Raw genomic sequence first — 20,018 nt, 5'->3', positions numbered from 1 at the left:
CCGAACGGCACCCATCGTGCTTCGCGACGCCGGGGACCCCTCCCCGTCCGTCAGTGCACGATCACAGGCCGTTGCGGACCGCGGATCACGGAAGGCAGCCATGACCGAACCGACCCGCCGACGGTGGCGCACCGCCGCCACCGGGTGGCTGATGGTGCTCGCGCTGCTGGTGACCGACGCCTGCTCCTCGGCGGGACCGGGAGGCACGACCGAGGAGGGCGTCCACCTCGTCTCGTACTCGAAGTCCGCGCCCTGGCTGGCCGGGCTCGATCCGGCCGAGGCGGATGAGCAGATCCGCGACTGGGCCAGGCTCGCGCTGGCGTCGTCGCTGGGTATGGACCAGGACCGCATCGTCGACGCCATGCACGACACGACGCCGCTGCGGGATCCGTTGTTCGACGGGCTCGTCGAGCAGCCCGTGGGCCCCGGCCGCTCGCTGTTCGACGGCAGGACGCTGCACCTGCTCGCCCCGGCGGACGATCCGCACTCGGCCCGAACCCTGGGCCGCCTCCTCGACCAGCACCGCGTCGACGCGGGTTCCGATCCGGCCGACGTGCAGGTGCACGAGTACCGGATTCGCCCGGAGAACCAGAAGGTCGAGCTGCGTGCCCAGACCAAGATCCCCACCGGGGAGTTCCGCGCGGCCAACGGATACCGCGAGGCGCCGGTCGACCGGCGGGCGGGTCTGGAGGACTTCCTGGCCGACACCAACCACCTCTCGCGGCTGGAGGTGCGGGGCGGCCAGGTCTGGGCGGCCGGCTGGGACTGGCCGGACCTGCCCGATGGCGCTGTCAGCCTGGAGGACGTCTCCGTGCTCCAGCGCGGATACCGACCGGAGAACGGAGCGGGGCCGGGATTCTCCTTGGATCCCAAGGGCATTGCGGGCGTCGACGAGATCCACGCCGCGATTCCCGAACTGGCGCCCGAGCTGGTCGGTCAGGTCGCGGGCGGGAACCTGGATCCCGAGCTCGCCCAGCTTGCCGAAGAGCACCTGTTCGGAACCGGTCCGTCCGCCGATGAGTTGCGCGCGCGGGGCCTGCCCGCGGACCGGACCCGGCTTTGGGCGCTGTACAAGGTGCTGCGCGGGATCCCGGCCGTCAACGAGGCCCGCTACGACGGGGGAATTGACGGCACCGAGGTCGGCATGACGGCCTTCTACTCCGACCTGGTGATGAAGGACTGGGTGGCCGGCGTGGGCACCGGGGTGCCCTCCGGGGCGGTTCCCGGGTTCGTGCCGAACCCGGCAGTGCCTACCCCGCCCGGGCTTTGCCCGCCGGTGGGGGAGCGTTCGCCGCCGCGGGAATCCGCCCGGTTGTGGCTGGGGCAGGCCGACGGCGCGTTCGGCTACCGGCCGGACGGCGTCGACGTCGGCGCCCAGGCGACCCGGCTGTTCGTGCGGTCGAACGGGCCGGACGGTCGGGAGGTCGAACCCACCTACCGCATGGGCCGCGCGTCGGCCTGGTGGGATCGGCACTACGCGGACGTCGCCGACTACGAGCCCGAGTTCTGGCGACTCGAAGAGCTGATGCGCTGGTCCGGCGCGCTCGACTGGCTTTCCGGGAGCGGGCCCGGCCTGCCGGTGCTGCCGGACGACGAGATCCGCTCCGATCTGCGGTTCGCGGACTGGCACGCGCAGAACGGCGACCTGCGCGAGCGCGCCCGGCCTGCCTCCGTGTCGCTGCCCGGCCGGCCGGAGTCGGTGCTGACCGTTCCGTCGGCCGCGTTCACCGACTGCGGGTTGTCCAATGTGTACGGTGGGGTCTCGCTCGGCGGAGCCCTGAAGCGGCACGGGATGCCGGCCGACAACCCGCTGCCGCCCGGGTTGCGGCGGGCCGAGCCGATCGACCCGGCCGCCACCAACGTCGACCCGGCCACCGGAACCGCCCGGATCAGGCAGCTCGGCGACGAAGGGTCGCCGGAGGGGCTGACGCGGGTCGTCCGGCGCGGCCCGGACGGCGCCTCGGTGAGGACCGAAGGCCCGCCCCGCCGGGAGATCCCCTTCGGCGAGGCGCGGTTCCGGGGCGAGGGCGGCCCGCGCAGCTTCGAGGTCGGGTACCGGTCCAACGAGCACGGCACGTCCACCGGCGTCGAGGTGCAGGGGCAGCCGGTCGCGTCGGTAGCAGTGCAGCACCTGGAGGCCGGCCGGGTGCGGCAGACCGACGTCGTCGTGAGCGCCGGCATGCTCGGCCGCCTCCGGGACCTGGTCAAGCGCGACAGCGAGGCCCCGGAACAAGGGCTGGAGAACGCGCCAGGTTTCCTCTACAGCTACCCCGAGCCGGGCGGGACCGGGTACCGCTTCGGCGAGGGCTGGGTCACCAAGACCACCGAGCCGCCGCAGTCGGGTTTCGTCGTGGAGCTGCCCGGCCACTCCTACCTCGGCGTCGACCGGCCCGCGCAGCTGTCCGGCGTCGACCTGTCGCGGCTGGCGGCCGTGCCGGATTCGTTCGTCATGACGTACGGCGAGCTGCAGCGGCAGGTGCCCGGCACCGCGACCGTCTACGTCGCGTCCGACCGCCCGACGCACCAGGTCCGGGCGATCGAGCCCGATGATCTGGTGAGCGTTCAGATCGCGCAGCCGATCGCGGTGCCCTTCGCGCAGGCGGACGCCGCCGTGCGAGCCGGCTTGGTTCCGGTCCCCGAGGACGAGCGGGCCTGGTCGTTGCTCGGCACGGGTTCCGTCGGCGCTCCGCCCGACCCCGATCAGGACATCGTGTTCGGCCTGCCACCCGGTGCCGGCGGCGCCTGGGGATCCGGGCCGTTCGGCCGGTCCCCGGTCTTCATCAGGCCCGCTTTCCAGGTCGTGCTCGTCACGCAGTGCCGGCCGGACGACGGGATTCCGCCGAAGATTCCGGAGGAATGCGCCTCATGACCGGACCGAGGAAGTTCGTAGTGGACCACGGCACGCCGTTGGCCCGGGAGATCGAAGCGGCGCGGAAGGCGTTCGCAAGGCGCGATGCGCGAGCGATGGACCTGGCGTACCGGGAGGCGGTCCGGCTCGCCGCCGAAGAGCCGGCGGAGTTGATGACCACGCTCGCCGTGCAGCACGTGAGCCGGCTGCGCATCCTCGGCGACAGCACGACCGCGTTGGAGCGCTGCGAGGAATACCTGGGCCGGGATTGGGAAGACCTCCAGCTTCGGCTGCTGTGCGCCGAGACGCGACTGGTGCTGGGCGACGACTCGTGGATCGGCGCCGAGGTCGACGAGATCGAGCGGATCGCGACCGAGCAGCCGATGCGCGGCGCGGACGAAGCCCAGCTGCACCGACTCCGCGGCATTGCCGCCGCGCAGCGACAGGACACCGGCAGAGCGCTGGACCACCTCGGCGAGGCTCGCGCGGCGTTCGCGGAACTGGGCGACGACACAGCCGTTGCCGCAGTGGAGCTCGACATCAGCGCGGTCGAACTGCAACGCGGCGCCGTGCCGAAGCCCGTGCGCGGCGACGACGATTCGCCGCAGGCCAGGTTGATCCGCTCGGAAGCGCTGCGGATGGACGGGTGGTACGAGAAGGCGCTCGCCGAGCTGACGCCCGCGCTCGACGACCTGCCGGACCCGGCGATGCGTTTTCCCTTCCTCTTCGCGAACGTCCGCCTGCTGCGCCTGCTGCACGCTCCCGTGGACGCGGAGCTGATGAAGGATCTCTACGAGGCGGCGAATCAGTCCGCGCAGCCGGAGGAGAACCGGAACGCCGCGCAACGGCTCGATCCGAATGCCGAGAGCTACAGCGTGATCGGAATGGGCGGGCACCTGCTGCAAGCCGCCCGAGCGTATGCCGAAACGGCCTGGCGGCTCGCCGAAACCGGCGAAGCCGAACGGCGCGTCGAGGCCAAGCAGCGGCTCGACGAGGCGGAGCGGTTGCTGCTCGCCGAGCAGGCACCGCCCGAGCCCACCGGGTGGCACGTCGCCGAATGGCACCTCGCCGCAGGCGAAATCGCTTTCGCGACCGCCAAGCTCGACCACGACCCGGCCACCGCCGCGCAGGCGGGCCGCCACTTCCAGGAGAGCGCCGAGACGCAGGATGCGCCGGTGGTCGACCGGATCAGCGCGCTGCGGCGCACGGGCGACGCCCACGACCTGCTCCGCGAGCTGGACACCGCCCACCGCGAGCAGCACCTGGTGAGGTCGGCGGCGGCCTGGGCCGAGGCGCACGGGCTGGAGGAAGGGCTGGCGGCGAAGCAGGAGGACGACGAGAACCGGATCCGGATGCTGCTGGCGAACCCGACGGAGTTCGACAAGCGGGTCGAGGCGGCGGACCGCGCGATCGAGCGCGGCGAGGAGTACGCGGTCGCCGCGGCGGTCATCGCGATGGAGGCCGCCAGGGGTTCGGCGATCCTGCCCCGGATCCTGCCCGGGGAGGAGCCCCCGGTGCGCGACCTGCCCGGCACCGGCGACTTGGCCGGGGCGTGGCGCTGGATCCGCCGGGCGGTGCGCGGGCTTCCCCGCAAGCAGCTGATCTGGATGCTGCACGCCACCCCGGACGGGGTCCACCACGCGTTCATCTGGCGCAGCGGGCCGTTCGGGTTGCACGTGCGGCACACGTTGGTCTCGGGAGAACCTGGCAGGACCAAGATCGGCCTCGCGAACGCGATCGACGAGCTGAAGGACTGCTGGCGCGACGGCGTCCGGCTCGAGGGGCGGCTGCGCACGCCCGGGAAGGCCGCGCGGTCGGTCTTCGACGAGAAGTTGAACGCCGTTGTGGGGCTGCTCGGGATCGGTCGGCTCGGTGAGCTGCCCGACCACGTCGAGCGGATCGCGGTGGTCGCCGGTGGTGATCTCGCGGAGGTCCCGTTCGCGCTGCTGCCCTGCCCCGGGGAGGCCGGGAAGCTGCTCGGCGGCGAGTACGCGCTGTCCGACCTTCCGTGCCTGTCCATCAGGCGGCCGCTGCGTCGGCGTGCTCGCGGCCAGCGGGGCACGCGAGGCCGCCAGCTGCTTTTGGTGCAGCCGAATGCGGCGGACCCCGACACCGTCGATGAGCAGGCGCTCGAACCGGCCGAGGAGGTACCCGGCCGCAAGGTGCTGGACCGGGCCGCGGCGACCCCGGCGGCCCTGCGCGAGGCGCTGGCCCCCGGCGGGTACCGCCAGGTCCGCGTCGACGGTCACGGCCTGTTCCAGCCGGATTCCGCTGCGGATTCGATCCTCCTCCTGGCGCCCGAGGGCGAATCCGGGCAGCTGAGCGCCCGCGAGTTCCAGGCCATGAACCTGGTCGGCACCGGCACGCTGATGCTGGGCGCGTGCGAGTCCGGGATGGCCGAGCGCATCGGGCGCGACGAACGCACCGGCTTCGTCCGCGCCGCGTTCCTGGCCGGAGCGTCCTCCGTGGTGGCCGCGCGATGGGACGCGCTCGACGACGTCGCCGCCCGGGTGCTGAACAGCTTCGAGAAGAAGCTGCGCCGCCACCCGCGCGACACGGCGCTTTTCCTCGCACTGCAAGAGGAACACGAAAAGCACCACGCGGGCCCGGGCGGGCATCCGGCGCGCTGGGCGGTGTGGACGCTCTATGGCGACGTCGGACCCCAGAAGGTTTGGCACGAGCCGCTTTCCCGCTGGTGGGACGCGGCCCTTCGACACCTCGGGAGAAAGGATGCGTGAATTGCGATCGGCAACCGGGCGGTGGATCGCCGGGGCAGCGGCGCTGCTGGCCTGCGCGATGCCGCTGACCGCGATGCCGCCCGCGTCGGCGCAGGACGCGCCGCCCGCGCTGAAGCCGGTGCGGATCGTGCTGCTGGTCGACCAGTCCGGGAGCCTGGAGGAGCAGGACGTCGCGGCCGAGCGGGACGCGGCGCGGGTGATCGTCCAGGGCGAGCCCGCCCGGGACTCCACCGTGTCGGTGTTCGGGTTCGGCAGCGCGAACGAGCCCGGCCGGTCGGCGGTCGACCCGATCTGCGCGCCGACGGTGACGGATTCGCCGCAGAACCGGCAGTCCCTCGCCGAATGCGTCGGCGGGATCCACCGGCGCACCCCGGCCGAGGGCAACGGCACCGACCACGTCGAGGCCCTGCGCCAGGCGCTGAGCACCCTCAGCGCGCCGGGCGGGGAAGACCAGCCCAAGATCGTTTACCTGTTGACCGACGGCGTGCTGGACGTGACCGACAGCCCCGGCTACGGCACCACCGCCGACGAGCGCAACGCCGAGGCGCGGTTCCGGCTGCGCGGCGTGCTGGACTCCCTCAAGCAGGCCGGGGTCAGCGTGTGGCCGCTGGGGTTCGGCCAGGCCGACCCCGCACAGCTCGACCGGTTCGCCACCGGGGCCGCGGAGCACAGCTGCGGGCTGCGCACCGAGAAGCCGCACGCGACGGTGATCAAGCAATCCGCGGACCTGTGGGGCGCCATCGGGCGCGCGTCCAGCGCGGCCCGCTGCACGAGCGTCGGGGAGCCGGTCCCCGGGCAGCTGCCTTCCGGCGGGACCGTGGACCTGCCGGTGGAGGTCCCGGCGATCGCCAGCGAAGGCACCATCCTGGTGTTCAAGCGCGACCGGCGGGTCCGGGTCGACTACCTCGACCCCAACGGCGCGAAGGTCGAGCTGGCGGCCACCGGGGACCCCGGCGGCTCCTACTTCGAGCTGAGCGGTCAGGACACCGAGGCCGAGGCGTTGCGGATCCGCAACCCGGTCCCCGGTCGCTGGACCGTGCGGCTGACCTCGTCGCCGGGCGTGCCGCCGCAGGAAGTCGGCGCCACGACGGTGTTCCAGGGCGCGGTCCGCGCGATGCCGTACTTCACGCCGCAGAACCCCGCCCCGGGGTCGACGGTGGAGTTCTTCATGCAGGTGCGCGGCGCCAGGACCGCGATCAAGGACCCGGCGCAGCTGACGGGCCTGACGTTGACCGCCGGACTCAGCGGTGACGGGTTCGCGCCGCTCCCGCCGGTCGAACTGTCCGATGAGGACAGTAACGGCGAGTACCGGGGCCGGATCGTCGTGCCCACGACCGCGAAGGGACGGCTCGACTTCGCCGCCGGCATCACCGGCGTCGGCGTGAGCGGTGACCACCAGATCATGCCCACCCGGGTCTCGTCCGAATCGGGAGGAGTGCAGACCGTGCTGAACCTCGATGGCGCGGGCGGCGAAGTCGTCGCCGGAACCTCGCTGAACGGCAGCGTCGACGTCAACAACGCGACCGGTCAGCCCCGGACGCTCCGGTTCGAGGTGACCGATCTCAGCCAGGGCGCGCTGGTGCAGGCGTCGCCGGAGAAGCTGGTGGTGCCGCCGGCGGCGGGCTCGCAGCGGCTGGGCTTCACCCTCACCTTCGACCCCGCGACGGCGCTGGGCTCGAACCAGGGCCGCATCCGGCTGGTGGACGAGGCCACCGGCGAGGTGCTGCGCGAGCCGGTGTTCGAGCGCGAAGTGGTGGCACCGCCGACGCTCGTGGAAACCCTTTGGTGGCTTTGGATCCTGCTCTTCGCCGCGGTCGTCGCGGCGGTCGGGGCGACCCTGCTGCGGAGTAGGCGGCGCAACGCCGAGCGCGACGTCCGCGGGATCCGGGTCGAGCTGCGCCGCCACGGCCAGCCCACCGGCAACTCGGTCAAGGCGCACCAGCACGGGGCGGAGTTCCGCTTCGGCGTCCACCGCGGCGAAAGCGCCGCCGACACCCGCATCACCGGCGGTTCCGGCGGGGATCGCTACCGGGTGCGGCGGGCCGCGGGCGGGCCGGTGCTGACCGGCCCGGCGGGGCAACCGCTCGGCCTCTCCCCGGGCGGTTCGCTCGAACTGGCCGACGGCGTGGAACTGGTCGTCCACGACCGGCCTGCCCGGCGCCGCAAGGCGAAACCCGCCCGGGGCAAGCCGGTCCACAGTGGAACTCCGGCGAGACCGAAGCGGTCCTACGACCCATACGACCTCTGAAGTGAGGACCTCACCATGAAGATCCACCAGCCGATGCTGTTCCTCGGCCTCGGGGGCACCGGATGCCGCGTCGGCCGCGAGCTGGAGCGGGTGCTTCGCGAGGCGCTCTGCGGCCCCGACGGCACCGAGCTCGTCGCGCGCATGCGCGGGCACGACTACCTGCCCTACCAGCTGCCGTCCTGCCTGCAGTTCGCCTACGCGGACCTCAGCATCGACGAGCTGAGCAAGGTGCTGCCGAACGTGGTGCCCAGCTCCGACCACCACGCCGCCGCGCAGCACACCACGCACCTCATCGCGAACCTCGTGCCGCCGAACCACCACAACAGCGCGCAACTCGCCCAGGCCATGCGGATCACCCTGGACGGGCGGATCGACTGGCTGCCCGGACCCGACACCGACCCCCGGGTGGCGCCGCTGAGCGCGGGCGCCGGCCAGCTGCCGACGGTCGGCCGGGCGGTGCTGTTCGAGACGATGCGCCAGGGCCACGGGCCCGCCGCCGTGCTGCACGGCGTGACCGCGGCGATGCAGCGGATCAAGGCGTCCGGCGCGGTGCTGCACGAGCTGGGCGGGAAGATGACCAACAAGGTCGACGTGTTCGTCGCCTTCTCGGTGGCCGGCGGCACCGGCAGCGGCATCTTCTACGACTACCTGCACCTGATCGGCGAGCACCTGCGGCAGGCGGGGACCGAGGCCAGGGTCTACCCCTTGGTGCTGATGCCATCCGCCTTCAACGAGGGCATGGGCGGCGGTCGCGCCGCCGTGCTCAACTCGGCCACCGCGCTCGTCGACCTGTTCCGCCTGATCGACGACCAGAACGCGCAGGGGGCCGGGGACGACCTCAGAGGCGCGCAGGACCGGGGCCCGCTGTCGGTCTGGTATCCGGGCGAGTCCCGCCCGATCAGCCTGCAGCCCGCCACCGTGCAGACCGCTTTCCTGTTCGGCCGCCCGGAGGACGGGGTGAGCGGCGATGACCTGGTCCGGTCGATGGTCTCGCTGGTCACGACCTTGATCGGCGCCGGAGCGGAAGGCGATCAGTCCTTCGCCGACCGCTTCATCAACGACACGGTCGGTCGCTCGGCGTTCGACCAGACCGGCATCGGGCGGCGCGGCGTGTCGACGTCGGCGGTCGCCTCGCTGAACATTCCGCTCGCGGTGCTGGCGGACGTGGTCAGCTCCCGGCTGCTCGCCGAGGCGGTGCGGGAGATGCGCAAGCCGCCCACCGGGGCCGGGGTGCACAACCGCGACCTCATCGAGCGCTTCGACGTCGCCGCCGGGCTGGAGGGCTTCCTCACCTGTGCGCCGCTGGAGCCCTTCGCCGACGTCGAGGACGTCCCGGTCGGCTACGACTCGATCATCCAGGCGCTGAACGCACGGGCGCGGACCATGCAGGAGAGCCTGGAGCGCAACGAGCGCCTGCTCGGCCCGCACCTCGGCCGGGTGGCCCGGGACTTCGACCCGGTCAAGGCCGCGGAAGAGCTGTCGCGCACGGTCGACCCGTTCCGGCTGCGGCGCGTCATGCGCGGCGATCCGGGCTACCCCGAGAAGCTGGACCGGGGCGGTTTCGAGAAAGTCCTCAACGACCGCAAGGAATCCCGGCGGGCGCCGGGCGAGTTCGAACTGCACCCGCCGCAGCCCGAGAGCGTGCAGCGGCGGCGCGGGCTGCGGAAGCTGCACTGGATGGACTCGACCGTCCAGGAGGCGGTCGAGGACCAGGACGCCTGGTACCGGTTGCGGGTCCGGCAGCAGTGGCACGATGCGTGGCGCAAGAACGAGCGGGTCTGGGAGCCGCGCTGGCGCTCGTTCTGCGATCAGCTCGCCGCCATCACCGACGAGTTCGCGGACCACATCGCCGCGGCCGACCGCCAGTTCTCCGACCGCGCGGCGCAGCTCGACGCGCCCCGGCTCGGGGTGTCCTACCTGAAGCCCCCGGACGAAGGCGGGCTGGAGGGCTTCTACGCCCGGGTTCACGCCGCGCTGAAGTACCGCTTCCGCGACCGGCTCGACGCGAACGCGACGGCGGCGGACGTCGTCGGGCTGATCCTCGGCGAGGACGGCTGGTCCGGCGCCTTCCGCGTCGGCCGGGAGCGGCCCGACGCGGCGGTTCACCTGGTGCGCCAACGGATTCGCGGCGCCGTCTCGGAGTGCTTCCGGCCCGGCGGTGGGGAACGGTCCCTCGTCCCGTCGATCCGCGACCTGCTGATGGCGACGGTCGGCCGGGCCGACCGGGCCGTCGACGACGAAGCCGTCGCGCACTTCCGCAAGGAGCTCGCCGGGCTGGTGCCCGGCGGGTACGCGCCGCCGGGGGAGGGCGACCTGAAGGTGCTCATCTCCTACCCCGGCAGCGCACCCGACAGCGATGTGGAGACGTTCCTGAAGAACCAGTTGCTGAAGTCCGTGCACGCGCCGTCGATCGAATTCCGGCCGAACGAATCCGATTCGCTGGTCGTCTTCTTCTTCCGCAGCTGCATGGGCATCACCGAGGTGCCCGAGGTGCGCGCGGCCGTCCAGCTCGCGGCCGAGGCCCGGCGGTACGAGCGGCCCGACGACCGGTTGGCCTGGCGGCAGCGGCTCGGCAGGGCCCCGGGCTACCTGATCTCCACCCCGGCCGATCGCGCGCTGATCCTGCAGAGCTTCCTCAACGCGATGTGGAACGGCAGCGTGGAGGCGGACCCGCCCGGTCAGGACCGCAGCCCGCAGCGGATCCGGATCCACCCCGGGAACGCCGCAGCCACGCCGCTGACCCTGGAGCTGACGCCGTTCCGGGAGCTCTCGTCGTGGGGGAGCCTGCTGCAGGCCTACGAGGAGTGGGTGCTCGGCAACGACAACGGCAACAAGCGCGCCCTCGCCGCGGAGCTGATCGCGACCAAGCCGCGCAACGTGGACCGCGACCCCGCACCGCCGTCGCCGCTTTTCGCCGCGTTCCAGCAACTTCCGGAGAAGGAGGCGCAGCTGCTCGACGAGATCCGCAACCGGCCCGGCATCGGCGCGGGCGAGCAGCTCGACCTGATCGAGGAGTTCTGGACGCGGACCCTGCCCGCCGCGATGGAACTGCCGTTCCGCGGCGTGCAGGCGCCGTTCGCGAACCTGCGGGACATGACCGAGTACTTCGACTACCAGTCCCCGGCGGGCGACCGGTGACCGCCCGCCGCGACGACCCCGTCCTCGTCGTCGACCTGCGCGACGGCGAGTGCGACGCGGAGCAGGCCGAAGGCGCGGTGCTGGTGCTCGACGACGCGGAGAGCGCCGCCGACCACGACGACTTCTACCAGGCGCTGCTCGGGAATCCGGCGGTTTCGGGCGTGCTCTGCGTCGCCGTCGACGGCGGGAACGCCGACGGCGCGGTGCGCATCCGGCCCGCGCCGTCGCTGGCTCCCGTCGAGCGCGCGGCGACCGTCTGGATCGGCCACGCCGAGGGGATCCGGTGGCGGCCGGCGGATCCCCTCGTGCGCGCGGTCGCACGAACCGGCCATTCCGGCCTGGGGCAGCTGATCGACGCCCTTGCCGACCCGGCGGTCTTCGCCGCCGTCGTGAAGGCCGTCAGCACGCTGCCCTACAGCACGGCCAGCGCGGGCATGGCCCTGGAGCGGACCAGCCTGCACGACGCCGAGCTGCGCCGGGCGCAGGAGGAGGCCATCGCCTGGTTCACCGATCCGGACGCGGGCCGGGTCGGTTCCCGGGAGCTGCCGCGCGACGAATTCCGCGCCGCGGTGCGCGAAACCATCGAGGTCGATGCGGCCGAGGACGTCCTGGTTCCCGGCGCCGAGCTGGCCGGTGCGCACGCCCGCGCGGTCACGGCGCTCAACGCGGCCGACCACGCGCTGACCCGCGTCGACCACTTCCTCGCCCCGTTGCCGAAGCGGCGCCCGAGACCGGTCGTCGGGCCGGCCCTCGCCGAAGCGCGGGCGGAGGTGCAGGACTTCCACGACAAGGCGACCCAGCAGTTGCAGCGCATCGACGAGAACCTGCGGGGACAACGCGTCGACCGGGACGTCGTCACGCGGCTCGGGGCGCGCGGGCCGGCTCCGGCGCGACCGCGCGACATCCGCGACCGCACGCGGCGGCTCGTCGAGGAATGGCTCGGGCGCTACCGGTCGGTGGCGTGCCTGCTGCCGGACCTCGACGCCGGGCGGGTCGGCCAGGAACCGCAGGGTTGCGCGGCGGCCATCGCCGAGCTGGCGGACCTCGCACCGCTCGCCGGCCCCGTGCCGCGGCTCGCGACGTGGCCGTCGCTTTCGCTGGCGGCGCCGCTGGCCGCGGTGGCCGGTGGCCTGGCGGCGCTGGGCACCTCCGCGCTGGGCGTCGTCGCCGCGTTCTTCGTCCCGCTGCTGGCCCTGGCCTGGTTCGCCGCCGGTCTGCTGCTGCAGGCGCGGCAACCGACCGCCACCGGCGAGCAGGGCTTCGCCGAAGCCGCGCCGCCCGCCGCGTTGTTCTGGGGTTTGCCGGTGCTCGGCGGCTGGCTGCTGGTCTTCCTCGTTGCGGGCACGGGAATTCCGGACGCCTTCGGTCTGGTCGCGGCAGTGCTCTCGGTGTCGCTGTCGGCCTGGACGATGGGAGTCGGCTGGCGGCGATCGGTGCGGCAGTGGCGGCGCGAGCTCGACTTCGACGGCGTCCGGGACCGGCTGGCCCGGACCGCGCAGCTGGTGGACGGCGTGATCCGGGCCGAGTGGCGGCCCTCGGCGCGGCGCGTGCTGTTCGCCGAAGGGCTGCGCCAGGTCTCGATCGGCCTGACCGCGGTCCGGGACGCGCTCGCCGAGCGCGCGGCCGACCTGCTCGGTCCGCCCGGGAAGCCCGGCGAGGACGGCTCGGACGGCCCGCCGGACCGCGACATCCACCAGGAGGCGTGCGAGGTCGTCGTCACCGACCTGGTCGACCTGACGATCGCCGCGCTCCGCCCGTGCTGGGCCGGGATCGAGGCCGATCGGCCCGGGGCGCGCGAGGAACACGTGCGGGAGGCCGAGCGGCTGCTCGACGCCTACCGCGAACACCTGGGGCGGTACGGGTTGCTCGTGCCGCCGCCCTTCGCCCGCGAACGCGCCCATCGCGCGGAACTCGCCGCCCGGCTGTGGGACGGCTCGCCGGTCGGCGACGCGCTCCGATGCGACGTCGACGCCGAGATGACGCAGCTGTGCCACGCCAGGCAGCTCGGCGCGGTCAGCGCGCTGGCCGATCGCGCGGAGCTCGTGCGGTTCGCGCCCGCGGCGGTTCGCGGTGGCAGGCACGGAGACCCGTGGCCTGCCGTCACCTGGACCGGGGACGCCGAGATCGCGGGCACCCTGCGGCTCGTCCCGCTCCGCGAGGGGGTGTTCCAGTGACGACGGAGGTCAGGTGCCGCGCCGTCGACGGCACGTCGCGCACCCTCCGGCTGACGGTCGTCGGCGATGCCGGCGTCTCCGGCGGCCTGCCCACTCGCGTGGTGTCCGTGGACGGCGGTCCGCAGCTGCTGCAGAAGTGGTTGCCCCGCAACGATTCCGGCTATCCGGGCTTGCTCGGCCCGCTGGACCGCGAAATCCGGGCGCTGCACCGCTTCGCCCTGACGTTCCCGCGCGACACCTACCCGCCCGAGCTGCCGAGGCTGTGGTACTACGACGTGGACGGAGCCGAGCCGTTCGTCCTCGTCGAGCCCTATCGGGGCGAGCCGGTCGAGGGGCTGTTGCCCGAGCTCGCGGCGCAGCACCGCTACCGGCTGCAGGTCGGCCTGCTGCGCGCCCTGCACCTCGCCGCCATGGCCGGGATCGCCCACGGGCGGGTGGATCTCGGTGCGCTGCGGTGGGATTCCGCGACCAGGACGGTGCAACTCGTCGACTTCGAGCACGCCGCCGGGATCGGCGAGCAGCGCCGGTCGGCCGACGACCGGCGCGTCGATGTCCGCGACGACGTCTGGGACGCCGGGCTGGCGCTCTGGCGCACCGTGCACCCGCACACCGGGCGCGGGGCCCCGGACCTCTCTGTGGACGGCGGCGCGCTGAGCACGCTGCTCGACGGGGTTTTCGTCAACCCGCCGGACTTCCGCCCGACGCCGGCGGACCTGCTGACCAGGCTCCGCGAGCCGACGGACGTCCCGGTCCTCGCGCCCGGCAGCGCCCTGGTGCCGGGCGTCGAGGCGTACAAGAACCTGTTGCGGCGCAAGCGGGAACGGATCGCGGCGCAGGCGGAGCGGGACGCCCCGGCGCGATCCTGGCTGCCCTGGCGGCGCGCCTCGAAGTCCGAAGTGGACGAACAGCCGGTGCTCGTCCGCTGCCCGGTGTGCCTCGACTCCTATCCGCCGCCGCTGCCCGACGACGAGCTGTGGCGCCACGAGGACGACGGGTTCGTCAAGGACGACTCGTCCTCGCTCGACCCGCAGAAGCGGCACTTCCGCAGCCTCAGCGCCTACCGCCGCTGCCCCAACCCGTCCGACGACGTCGCCGAGCACTTCCTGCCCGCGACGTACTTCGACCACGGTCCGCCGCTGGTCGTGGCGCTGATCGGCCGCCCATCGGCGGGGAAGACGCACCTGCTCGCCGCGATGCTGCGGGAGGTGGTCGACCGCGGCGGCCTGACGCCCTACGGGCTGACGGCGACCGCGCTGGACCTGCACCGCCACGACCGCTACCGGAAGCAGGTCCTGGCGGCGGCCGAACGCGGCGAGCGGCTGCCGGGCACGCCGGAGGGACTGACCGATCCGGCGGAGATCCTGCTGATCAGCGGGCCAGGAGGCAGCCGGCCGCTGGTGCTCTTCGACGTGGCGGGCGAGGACCTGCAGGCGGTCGGCGATTCCCGGCTCGCGCGGTTCCTGATCGGCACCGGTGCCCTGATCTTCGTGCACGGGCTGGAGCCCGTGCCCGAGCGCGTCGGCAACCAGGCGTTCGAGATGTCGCTGGCCCGGCTCCGGGCGATCCCGGAGTTCGAGCGGCTGCCCACGGCGATCGTCGCGACCAAGGCGGACCGGCTGCGCTACCTCCCGCCGATCGATCACTGGCTGCGGCACCGCAACGCCGCCCTCGCGTCGGTCGATCCCGTGCTGCTGCACGTGGAGAGCAGCTCGGCCTTCGCGTTCTTGCACGGCCGCGGCGACCACGCCGCGCTCGCGCCGTTCAGCGTCTTCGACCGGTGCACCCTGCACTTCGTGTCGGCCAGCGGCAGCGAAGCCGCGCCAGGGGAGGAGCGGTTCGCGCGCGGGTTCGAGCCGGTCCGGGTGCTGGAGCCGCTGGTCGCCATCCTCGCGATGGCCGGGATGATCGGGGGCGGGCCGGCCGGCCGGGTCGGGGCCTGAGCCCCGTTTGGGGTTCAGTCGCTGGGGTGCTGAACGAGTCGCTGGAGGATCGTGAGGATCTGCTGGCGTTCGTCCAGGGAGAGCGACGGCTTCTGCCTTGAGCCGGTACGTTCCGGTCAGGACTGTCAGCGTGGCACTCTAGGATGATCTCCGATGAAGGCGAACACGGCGGTGAAGTTCCGCTTGTACCCCAGCATGGTGCAGGCGGAACGGCTCACCGCGTGGTCGCACACGTGCCGGGCTGTGTGGAACACCGCGCTAGCCCAACGTGTCTGGGCCTATCAGCGTCGGCTGACGGTGCGGGCGGTCGAGCAGTGCACCGACCTCACCGATGCGCGCAAAGAACACGTCTGGTTGAAAGATCTGCCCGCGCAGTGTGCTCAGCAGGTCCTTCGCCAGCTTGACGCGGCATACGACAATTTCTGGAACCCGAACCACCCTGTGGGTTTCCCCCGGTTCAAACGCAAGGGACATCGGCAAGGAATCACCTTCCCTGGCCAGACGGTGCAGGTGCGTCGGGTGTCCCGCCGAGTTGGGCAAGCGAAGCTCCCCAAGCTCGGATGGGTCCGGTTCCGCTGGTCCCGTGCGCTGGGCGGAATCGTTCGCAGTGCCACGGTGAGCCGGGACGGGCTCGGGTGGCATGTTGCGTTCGGCGTCCACGCTGAAGAACCAGACGAGCTGCCGACCAACACCGGGCCGGTAGCGGGGGTGGATATGGGCATCGCCTGCTCGGTGTTCGTCTCCGACGAAACCACCGAGCGCCAGCGACCTGACGCTCTCACCCCGGGAGAACGCCAGCGCCTCAAGGGTTTGGAGCAACGCAAGGCCCGGCAACTGGCGTTCGCGAAGAAACACAACGGAGGCAGGTACTCCAACAGGCTCCGCAAGACCATCGCGCAGATCAGCGCGCTGAAGGCTCGACAGGCCCGCAGGCGGGCGGACTGGAACCACAAACTCACCAATGATCTCGCCAAAAACCACGGCATGATCGCGGTGGAGGACCTGAAGGTGTCCAACATGGTCCGTTCGGCACGCGGCACTGCCGAGCAACCCGGCCGAGGCGTCAAGCAAAAGGCCGGGCTCAACCGATCGATCTCTGATCAAGGATGGTTCGAGATCCGCCGTCAACTCGGGTACAAGACTCGCCGGTACGGCAGTGAGCTGATCGTGGTCCCGGCGGCTGGCACCTCTCAGACGTGCCGGAGATGTCACATCCGCGATCCCGGGTCACGGCCCGGCTGCGGCCGGTTGTTCGCCTGCACTCACTGCGGACATACCGAACACGCCGACCGCAACGCCGCACACATCATCCTCGATCGAGCACTCTGCACCGCCGGACGGAAACATGCCATGCGGCGTGAGGCGGGCTCCCGCGCGGGCGGTCGCGCGAGGGCACAGAGCACGCGCAGTCCCGCAACGGGGCAAGGCACCCGCACAACGGGTAGCCGGTTGCGTGAACCAGCCTTGATGTCACCGCAACCATGACATCAAGGAATCCCCGCCCTTTTCAGGGCGGGGAGGACGTCAAGTCACGCAGATCCAGGGGATGGACCGCTCGACCGGGCTCAACGCCGTGATGGTGGGCATGGTCGTCGCGCTGCCGGCGATCCCGCTGTTCGCGATCCTCGCCGACCGCGTCGGCCGCCGCCCCGTCTACATCGGAGCGTCGATCGCCACCATCGGCTGGGCGTTCGCCTTCTTCGCCTTGCTGGACACCAGGAATCCGGCGGCCGTCATCGCCGCCGTCGTCGGCGGGCTGCTGATCTTCAGCGCCTACAGCGCGGTCATCGGCGCCTTCTTCTCGGAGCTCTTCCCGACCGAGGTCCGGTACTCGGGCGTCTCGCTGGCGTACAACCTCGCGTCGGTCCTGGCGGGCTCCCTGGCGCCGATCATCGCCATCGCCCTCCACTCGGCGTTCGGCACCGGCTACGCCATCGGCGCCTACCTCGCGGTGATGGGCGCCATCTCGCTCGGCGCGTCGCTGATCGCCACCGAAACCCGGTCGGTCGACCTGGCCGAGATCGGCGCGGCCGAGCCCGCGCAGGGAGATCCGGCGGCGCGCGTTCGCTGAACCTGGCGGAGGAAATCTCATGAGCACGACGAGAACCACCGCGGCCACGGCACCCGAGCTGGCCTACGAGTGGCTCAAGAACACCATCATCACGCTGCCCCGCGACGAGGAGATGTTCCTGACCGAGGCGCAGGTCGCGGAGGCGTCCGGCATCTCGCGCACGCCCGTCCGGGAGGCCCTGCTCCGGTTGCAGGCCGAGGGCTTCATCCGGCGGGTGCCGCGCAAGGGAGCGTTCATCCCGGCGCTGTCGGACAACGACGTCGAGGCGGTCGTGCAGGCCCGCCGCGTCGTCGAGGAGTGGTCGGTCAACGAGGTCGCGCCGCAACCCGGAGCGGTCCCGGACAAGCTGTACCGGATCCTGCAGGACCAGGGGCAGGACGCCGACCCCGTCGACTTCATCGCGCACGACCTGGAGTTCCACACGACGATCATGCGCGCGGCGGGGAACCCCTTGATGAACGACTTCTACAGCTCCTTGCGGGAACGGCAGATGCGCATGGGCGTGCGCATCGTCCTGGCCGACCAGGCCCGCAAGAAGCAGGTGCTGATCGAGCACCGCGCCATCGCCGACGCGCTGGCCGCCGGGGCTGCCGAGTCCGCGGTCCGGGCGGTGCGCGACCACCTGCGAACGACGCTGCACTCGATGACGCAGCCCGCGCGCTGATCGCCCGGCACCGGGCCGATCACAGAACTCCTCGCCATGCAACGGAAAGGTCACCCCATGCTTGACGCCTCCACGGACGTCCTGGTCCTGGACCGGCTGGAATCCGGCGAACCGCTGCGGTTCCGGGACTTCCACGCCCTGGTCGCCGGGTACACCGGACGGGACGAGAAGGCCGTGCGGCACCACATCGACGAGCTCGCCGCGATCGGCGTCGCCCCGCCCGAACAGGTCCCGATGTTCTACCGCGTCGCGGCGGACACCATCTCCACCGCCGGGAGCACGCCGATCACCGCCACCAACACCTCCGGAGAGGTGGAGCCCGTCATCCTGCGGCACGGCGGGAAGTACTTCCTCGGCATCGGATCCGACCACACGGACCGGGCGCTGGAGACCGTCGACGTCGGCGACTCCAAGCGCGCCTGCCCCAAGCCGATCGGGCCGGTCGCCGTCGAGATCCCGGACTGGGCGGACTTCGACTGGGACGCCTGCCGGGCCCGCAGCTGGGTCGACGGCGAGCTCTACCAGGACGGCACGCTCGCGAACCTGCGCACCCCGCGCGAGCTGCTCGGCATCTTCGCCGAACGGCACGGGGACGACGGCGGCGACCTGATCTGCTTCGCCGGCACCCTGCCGCTGCTGCGCGGCGAGTTCACCCCCGGCGACCGGTGGGATCTCGAACTCGCGCTGCCCGACGGCCGAAAGCTCACCCACACCTACCGCAGGACCGGAAGGAACTGATCATGCGCACCGGAGCCGACTACCTGGCGTCGCTGCGCGACGGGCGCGTGGTGCTCGTCGACGGCGAGCAGGTCGACGTCGCCACCCACCCGGCCTTCGCGCCGGTGGCCCGCACCGTCGCCGAACTCTTCGACATCGCCGCGGACCCGGCGAGCGGAATGCAGTACACCGCACCGGAAACGGGCGCGACGGCCAACCTGGCCTTCGGGATTCCCCGCAGCCAGGAGGAACTCCGCCTGCGCCGGGAGGCGATCGAGACCTGGGCGAGGCACACCCACGGCTGGGTCGGGCGCAGCCCCGACCACGTCGGCACCTTCCTCGCCTCCTTCGCCGCCCACCCCGAGGTCTTCGCCTCCGGAGACCGCGACTTCTCCGCCAACGTCACCGCCTTCCACCGGCGGCTGCTGGCGGAGAACCTCTACGTCTCCTACGCGATCATCCCGCCGCAGGTCTCCCGCGCCACCACGGCATCGGGCTGGGACGGCGAGTACCTGCAGGTCGGCGTCGTCCGGGAAACCGAGGAGGGCATCGTCGTCCGGGGCTCGCAGATGCTCGCCACCGGCGCGGCGATCGCCGACGAGATCTTCGTGTCCTGCATCAAGCCGCTCGGGCCCGACGACCAGGACTTCGCCGTCGGCTTCGTGGTCCCCACCGCCGCGCCGGGGCTCAAGCTGTACTGCCGCCGCCCGTACGCGCCCGCCGCGACCAGCTCGTTCGACTACCCGCTCACCAGCCGCTACGACGAACCGGACGCGCTGGTCGTGTTCGACGACGTGCTGATCCCGTGGGAGCGCGTCTTCGTCAACCGGGACACCACCGTGGTGCGCCGCCAGTTCTTCGACACCGGCGCGCACGCGCTCGGCAACTGGCAGGCCCAGATCCGGTTCGCCACCAAGCTGAAGTTCATCGCCGGCGTCGCCCGCCGCGTCACGCAGGTCAACGGCGTGGACAAGATCCCCAGCGTGCAGGAGAAGCTGGGCGAGCTGGGCGCGCTCGTCTCCGGCGTCGAATCGGCCGTGCTCGCCGCCGAGTACACCGCCGCTCCCGACGAAGCCGGGCAGTGGCTGCCGGGCAAGCGCGCGCTCTACGGCTCGATGGGACTGCAGTCCGAGATCTACCCGCGGGTGCTGGCGATCCTCCGCGACCTCGTCGGCGGCGGCGTGCTGCAACTGCCGTCGAGCGTCCGCGATCTCACGAGCCCGGTGACCGCCGCCGACATCGAGCACTACGTGCAGTCCCCGGGCGTGGCCTCGGAAGAGCGCGTGAAGCTCTTCAAGCTGGCCTGGGACATCGTCGGATCCGAGTTCGCCGGGCGGCACCAGCAGTACGAGATGTTCTACGCCGGGGCGCCGTTCGTGGTCAAAGGCGTTTACAGCTACCGGAACTACGGCTACGAGCAGGCGCTCGAGGACGTCGAGCGGTTCCTGGGTTCCTACAAGATCGAAACGGTGTGAGAGGT

11 protein-coding genes are annotated in these 20,018 nt (G+C 72.1%); all 11 read left to right on the top strand.

All coding sequences use genetic code 11. The features are described 5' to 3' along the window. Positions 1–100: 100 nt before the first annotated feature. The 11 genes from AC07EQ_RS10230 to AC07EQ_RS10180 all read left to right on the top strand — a co-directional run bounded on the left by AC07EQ_RS10230 (position 101) and on the right by AC07EQ_RS10180 (position 20,013). On the top strand, positions 101–2,869 hold the full coding sequence (locus AC07EQ_RS10230; protein WP_478387685.1) for a hypothetical protein: 2,769 nt from the start codon (positions 101–103) through the stop codon (positions 2,867–2,869). After that, on the top strand, positions 2,866–5,586 hold the full coding sequence (locus AC07EQ_RS10225) for a CHAT domain-containing protein (protein WP_478387684.1): 2,721 nt from the start codon (positions 2,866–2,868) through the stop codon (positions 5,584–5,586). Before AC07EQ_RS10230 ends, AC07EQ_RS10225 begins: the two co-directional genes overlap by 4 nt. Continuing rightward, positions 5,579–7,834, top strand: a complete 2,256-nt coding sequence (locus AC07EQ_RS10220) for a vWA domain-containing protein (RefSeq protein ID WP_478387683.1) — start codon at positions 5,579–5,581, stop codon at positions 7,832–7,834. The genes AC07EQ_RS10225 and AC07EQ_RS10220 overlap by 8 nt, the downstream gene beginning before the upstream one ends. Positions 7,835–7,849: 15 nt before the next feature. Then, the gene (locus tag AC07EQ_RS10215; RefSeq protein WP_478387682.1) at positions 7,850–10,972 is read left to right on the top strand and encodes a tubulin-like doman-containing protein; all 3,123 of its coding nucleotides are present in this window, start codon (positions 7,850–7,852) and stop codon (positions 10,970–10,972) included. Further along, complete coding sequence (locus AC07EQ_RS10210) at positions 10,969–13,146, top strand: hypothetical protein (protein ID WP_478387681.1); 2,178 nt, start codon at positions 10,969–10,971, stop codon at positions 13,144–13,146. Before AC07EQ_RS10215 ends, AC07EQ_RS10210 begins: the two co-directional genes overlap by 4 nt. Then, positions 13,143–15,086: a hypothetical protein gene (locus AC07EQ_RS10205; RefSeq protein ID WP_478387680.1), complete on the top strand. Its 1,944-nt coding sequence runs from the start codon at positions 13,143–13,145 to the stop codon at positions 15,084–15,086. Before AC07EQ_RS10210 ends, AC07EQ_RS10205 begins: the two co-directional genes overlap by 4 nt. A gap of 153 nt (positions 15,087–15,239) precedes the next feature. Then, positions 15,240–16,571 (top strand): RNA-guided endonuclease InsQ/TnpB family protein, encoded by a 1,332-nt coding sequence (locus AC07EQ_RS10200; RefSeq protein ID WP_478387679.1) that lies wholly within the window; start codon positions 15,240–15,242, stop codon positions 16,569–16,571. 61 nt (positions 16,572–16,632) lie between these two features. After that, the gene (locus AC07EQ_RS10195; RefSeq protein ID WP_478387678.1) at positions 16,633–17,157 is read left to right on the top strand and encodes an MFS transporter; all 525 of its coding nucleotides are present in this window, start codon (positions 16,633–16,635) and stop codon (positions 17,155–17,157) included. A gap of 19 nt (positions 17,158–17,176) precedes the next feature. Further along, positions 17,177–17,821, top strand: a complete 645-nt coding sequence (locus AC07EQ_RS10190) for a GntR family transcriptional regulator (RefSeq protein ID WP_478387677.1) — start codon at positions 17,177–17,179, stop codon at positions 17,819–17,821. Between the two features lie 57 nt (positions 17,822–17,878). Then, on the top strand, positions 17,879–18,559 hold the full coding sequence (locus tag AC07EQ_RS10185; protein WP_478387676.1) for a DUF2848 domain-containing protein: 681 nt from the start codon (positions 17,879–17,881) through the stop codon (positions 18,557–18,559). Positions 18,560–18,561: 2 nt separating this feature from the next. Beyond that, a complete protein-coding gene (locus tag AC07EQ_RS10180; RefSeq protein WP_478387675.1) occupies positions 18,562–20,013 on the top strand; it encodes a 4-hydroxyphenylacetate 3-hydroxylase family protein in 1,452 nt (483 codons plus the stop codon). Positions 20,014–20,018: the final 5 nt, after the last annotated feature.

This window comes from Saccharopolyspora sp. NPDC045839 (assembly GCF_056431645.1).
The sequence above is the reverse complement of the archived record's forward strand: the minus strand, read 5'-3'. Positions and strand labels throughout refer to the sequence as shown.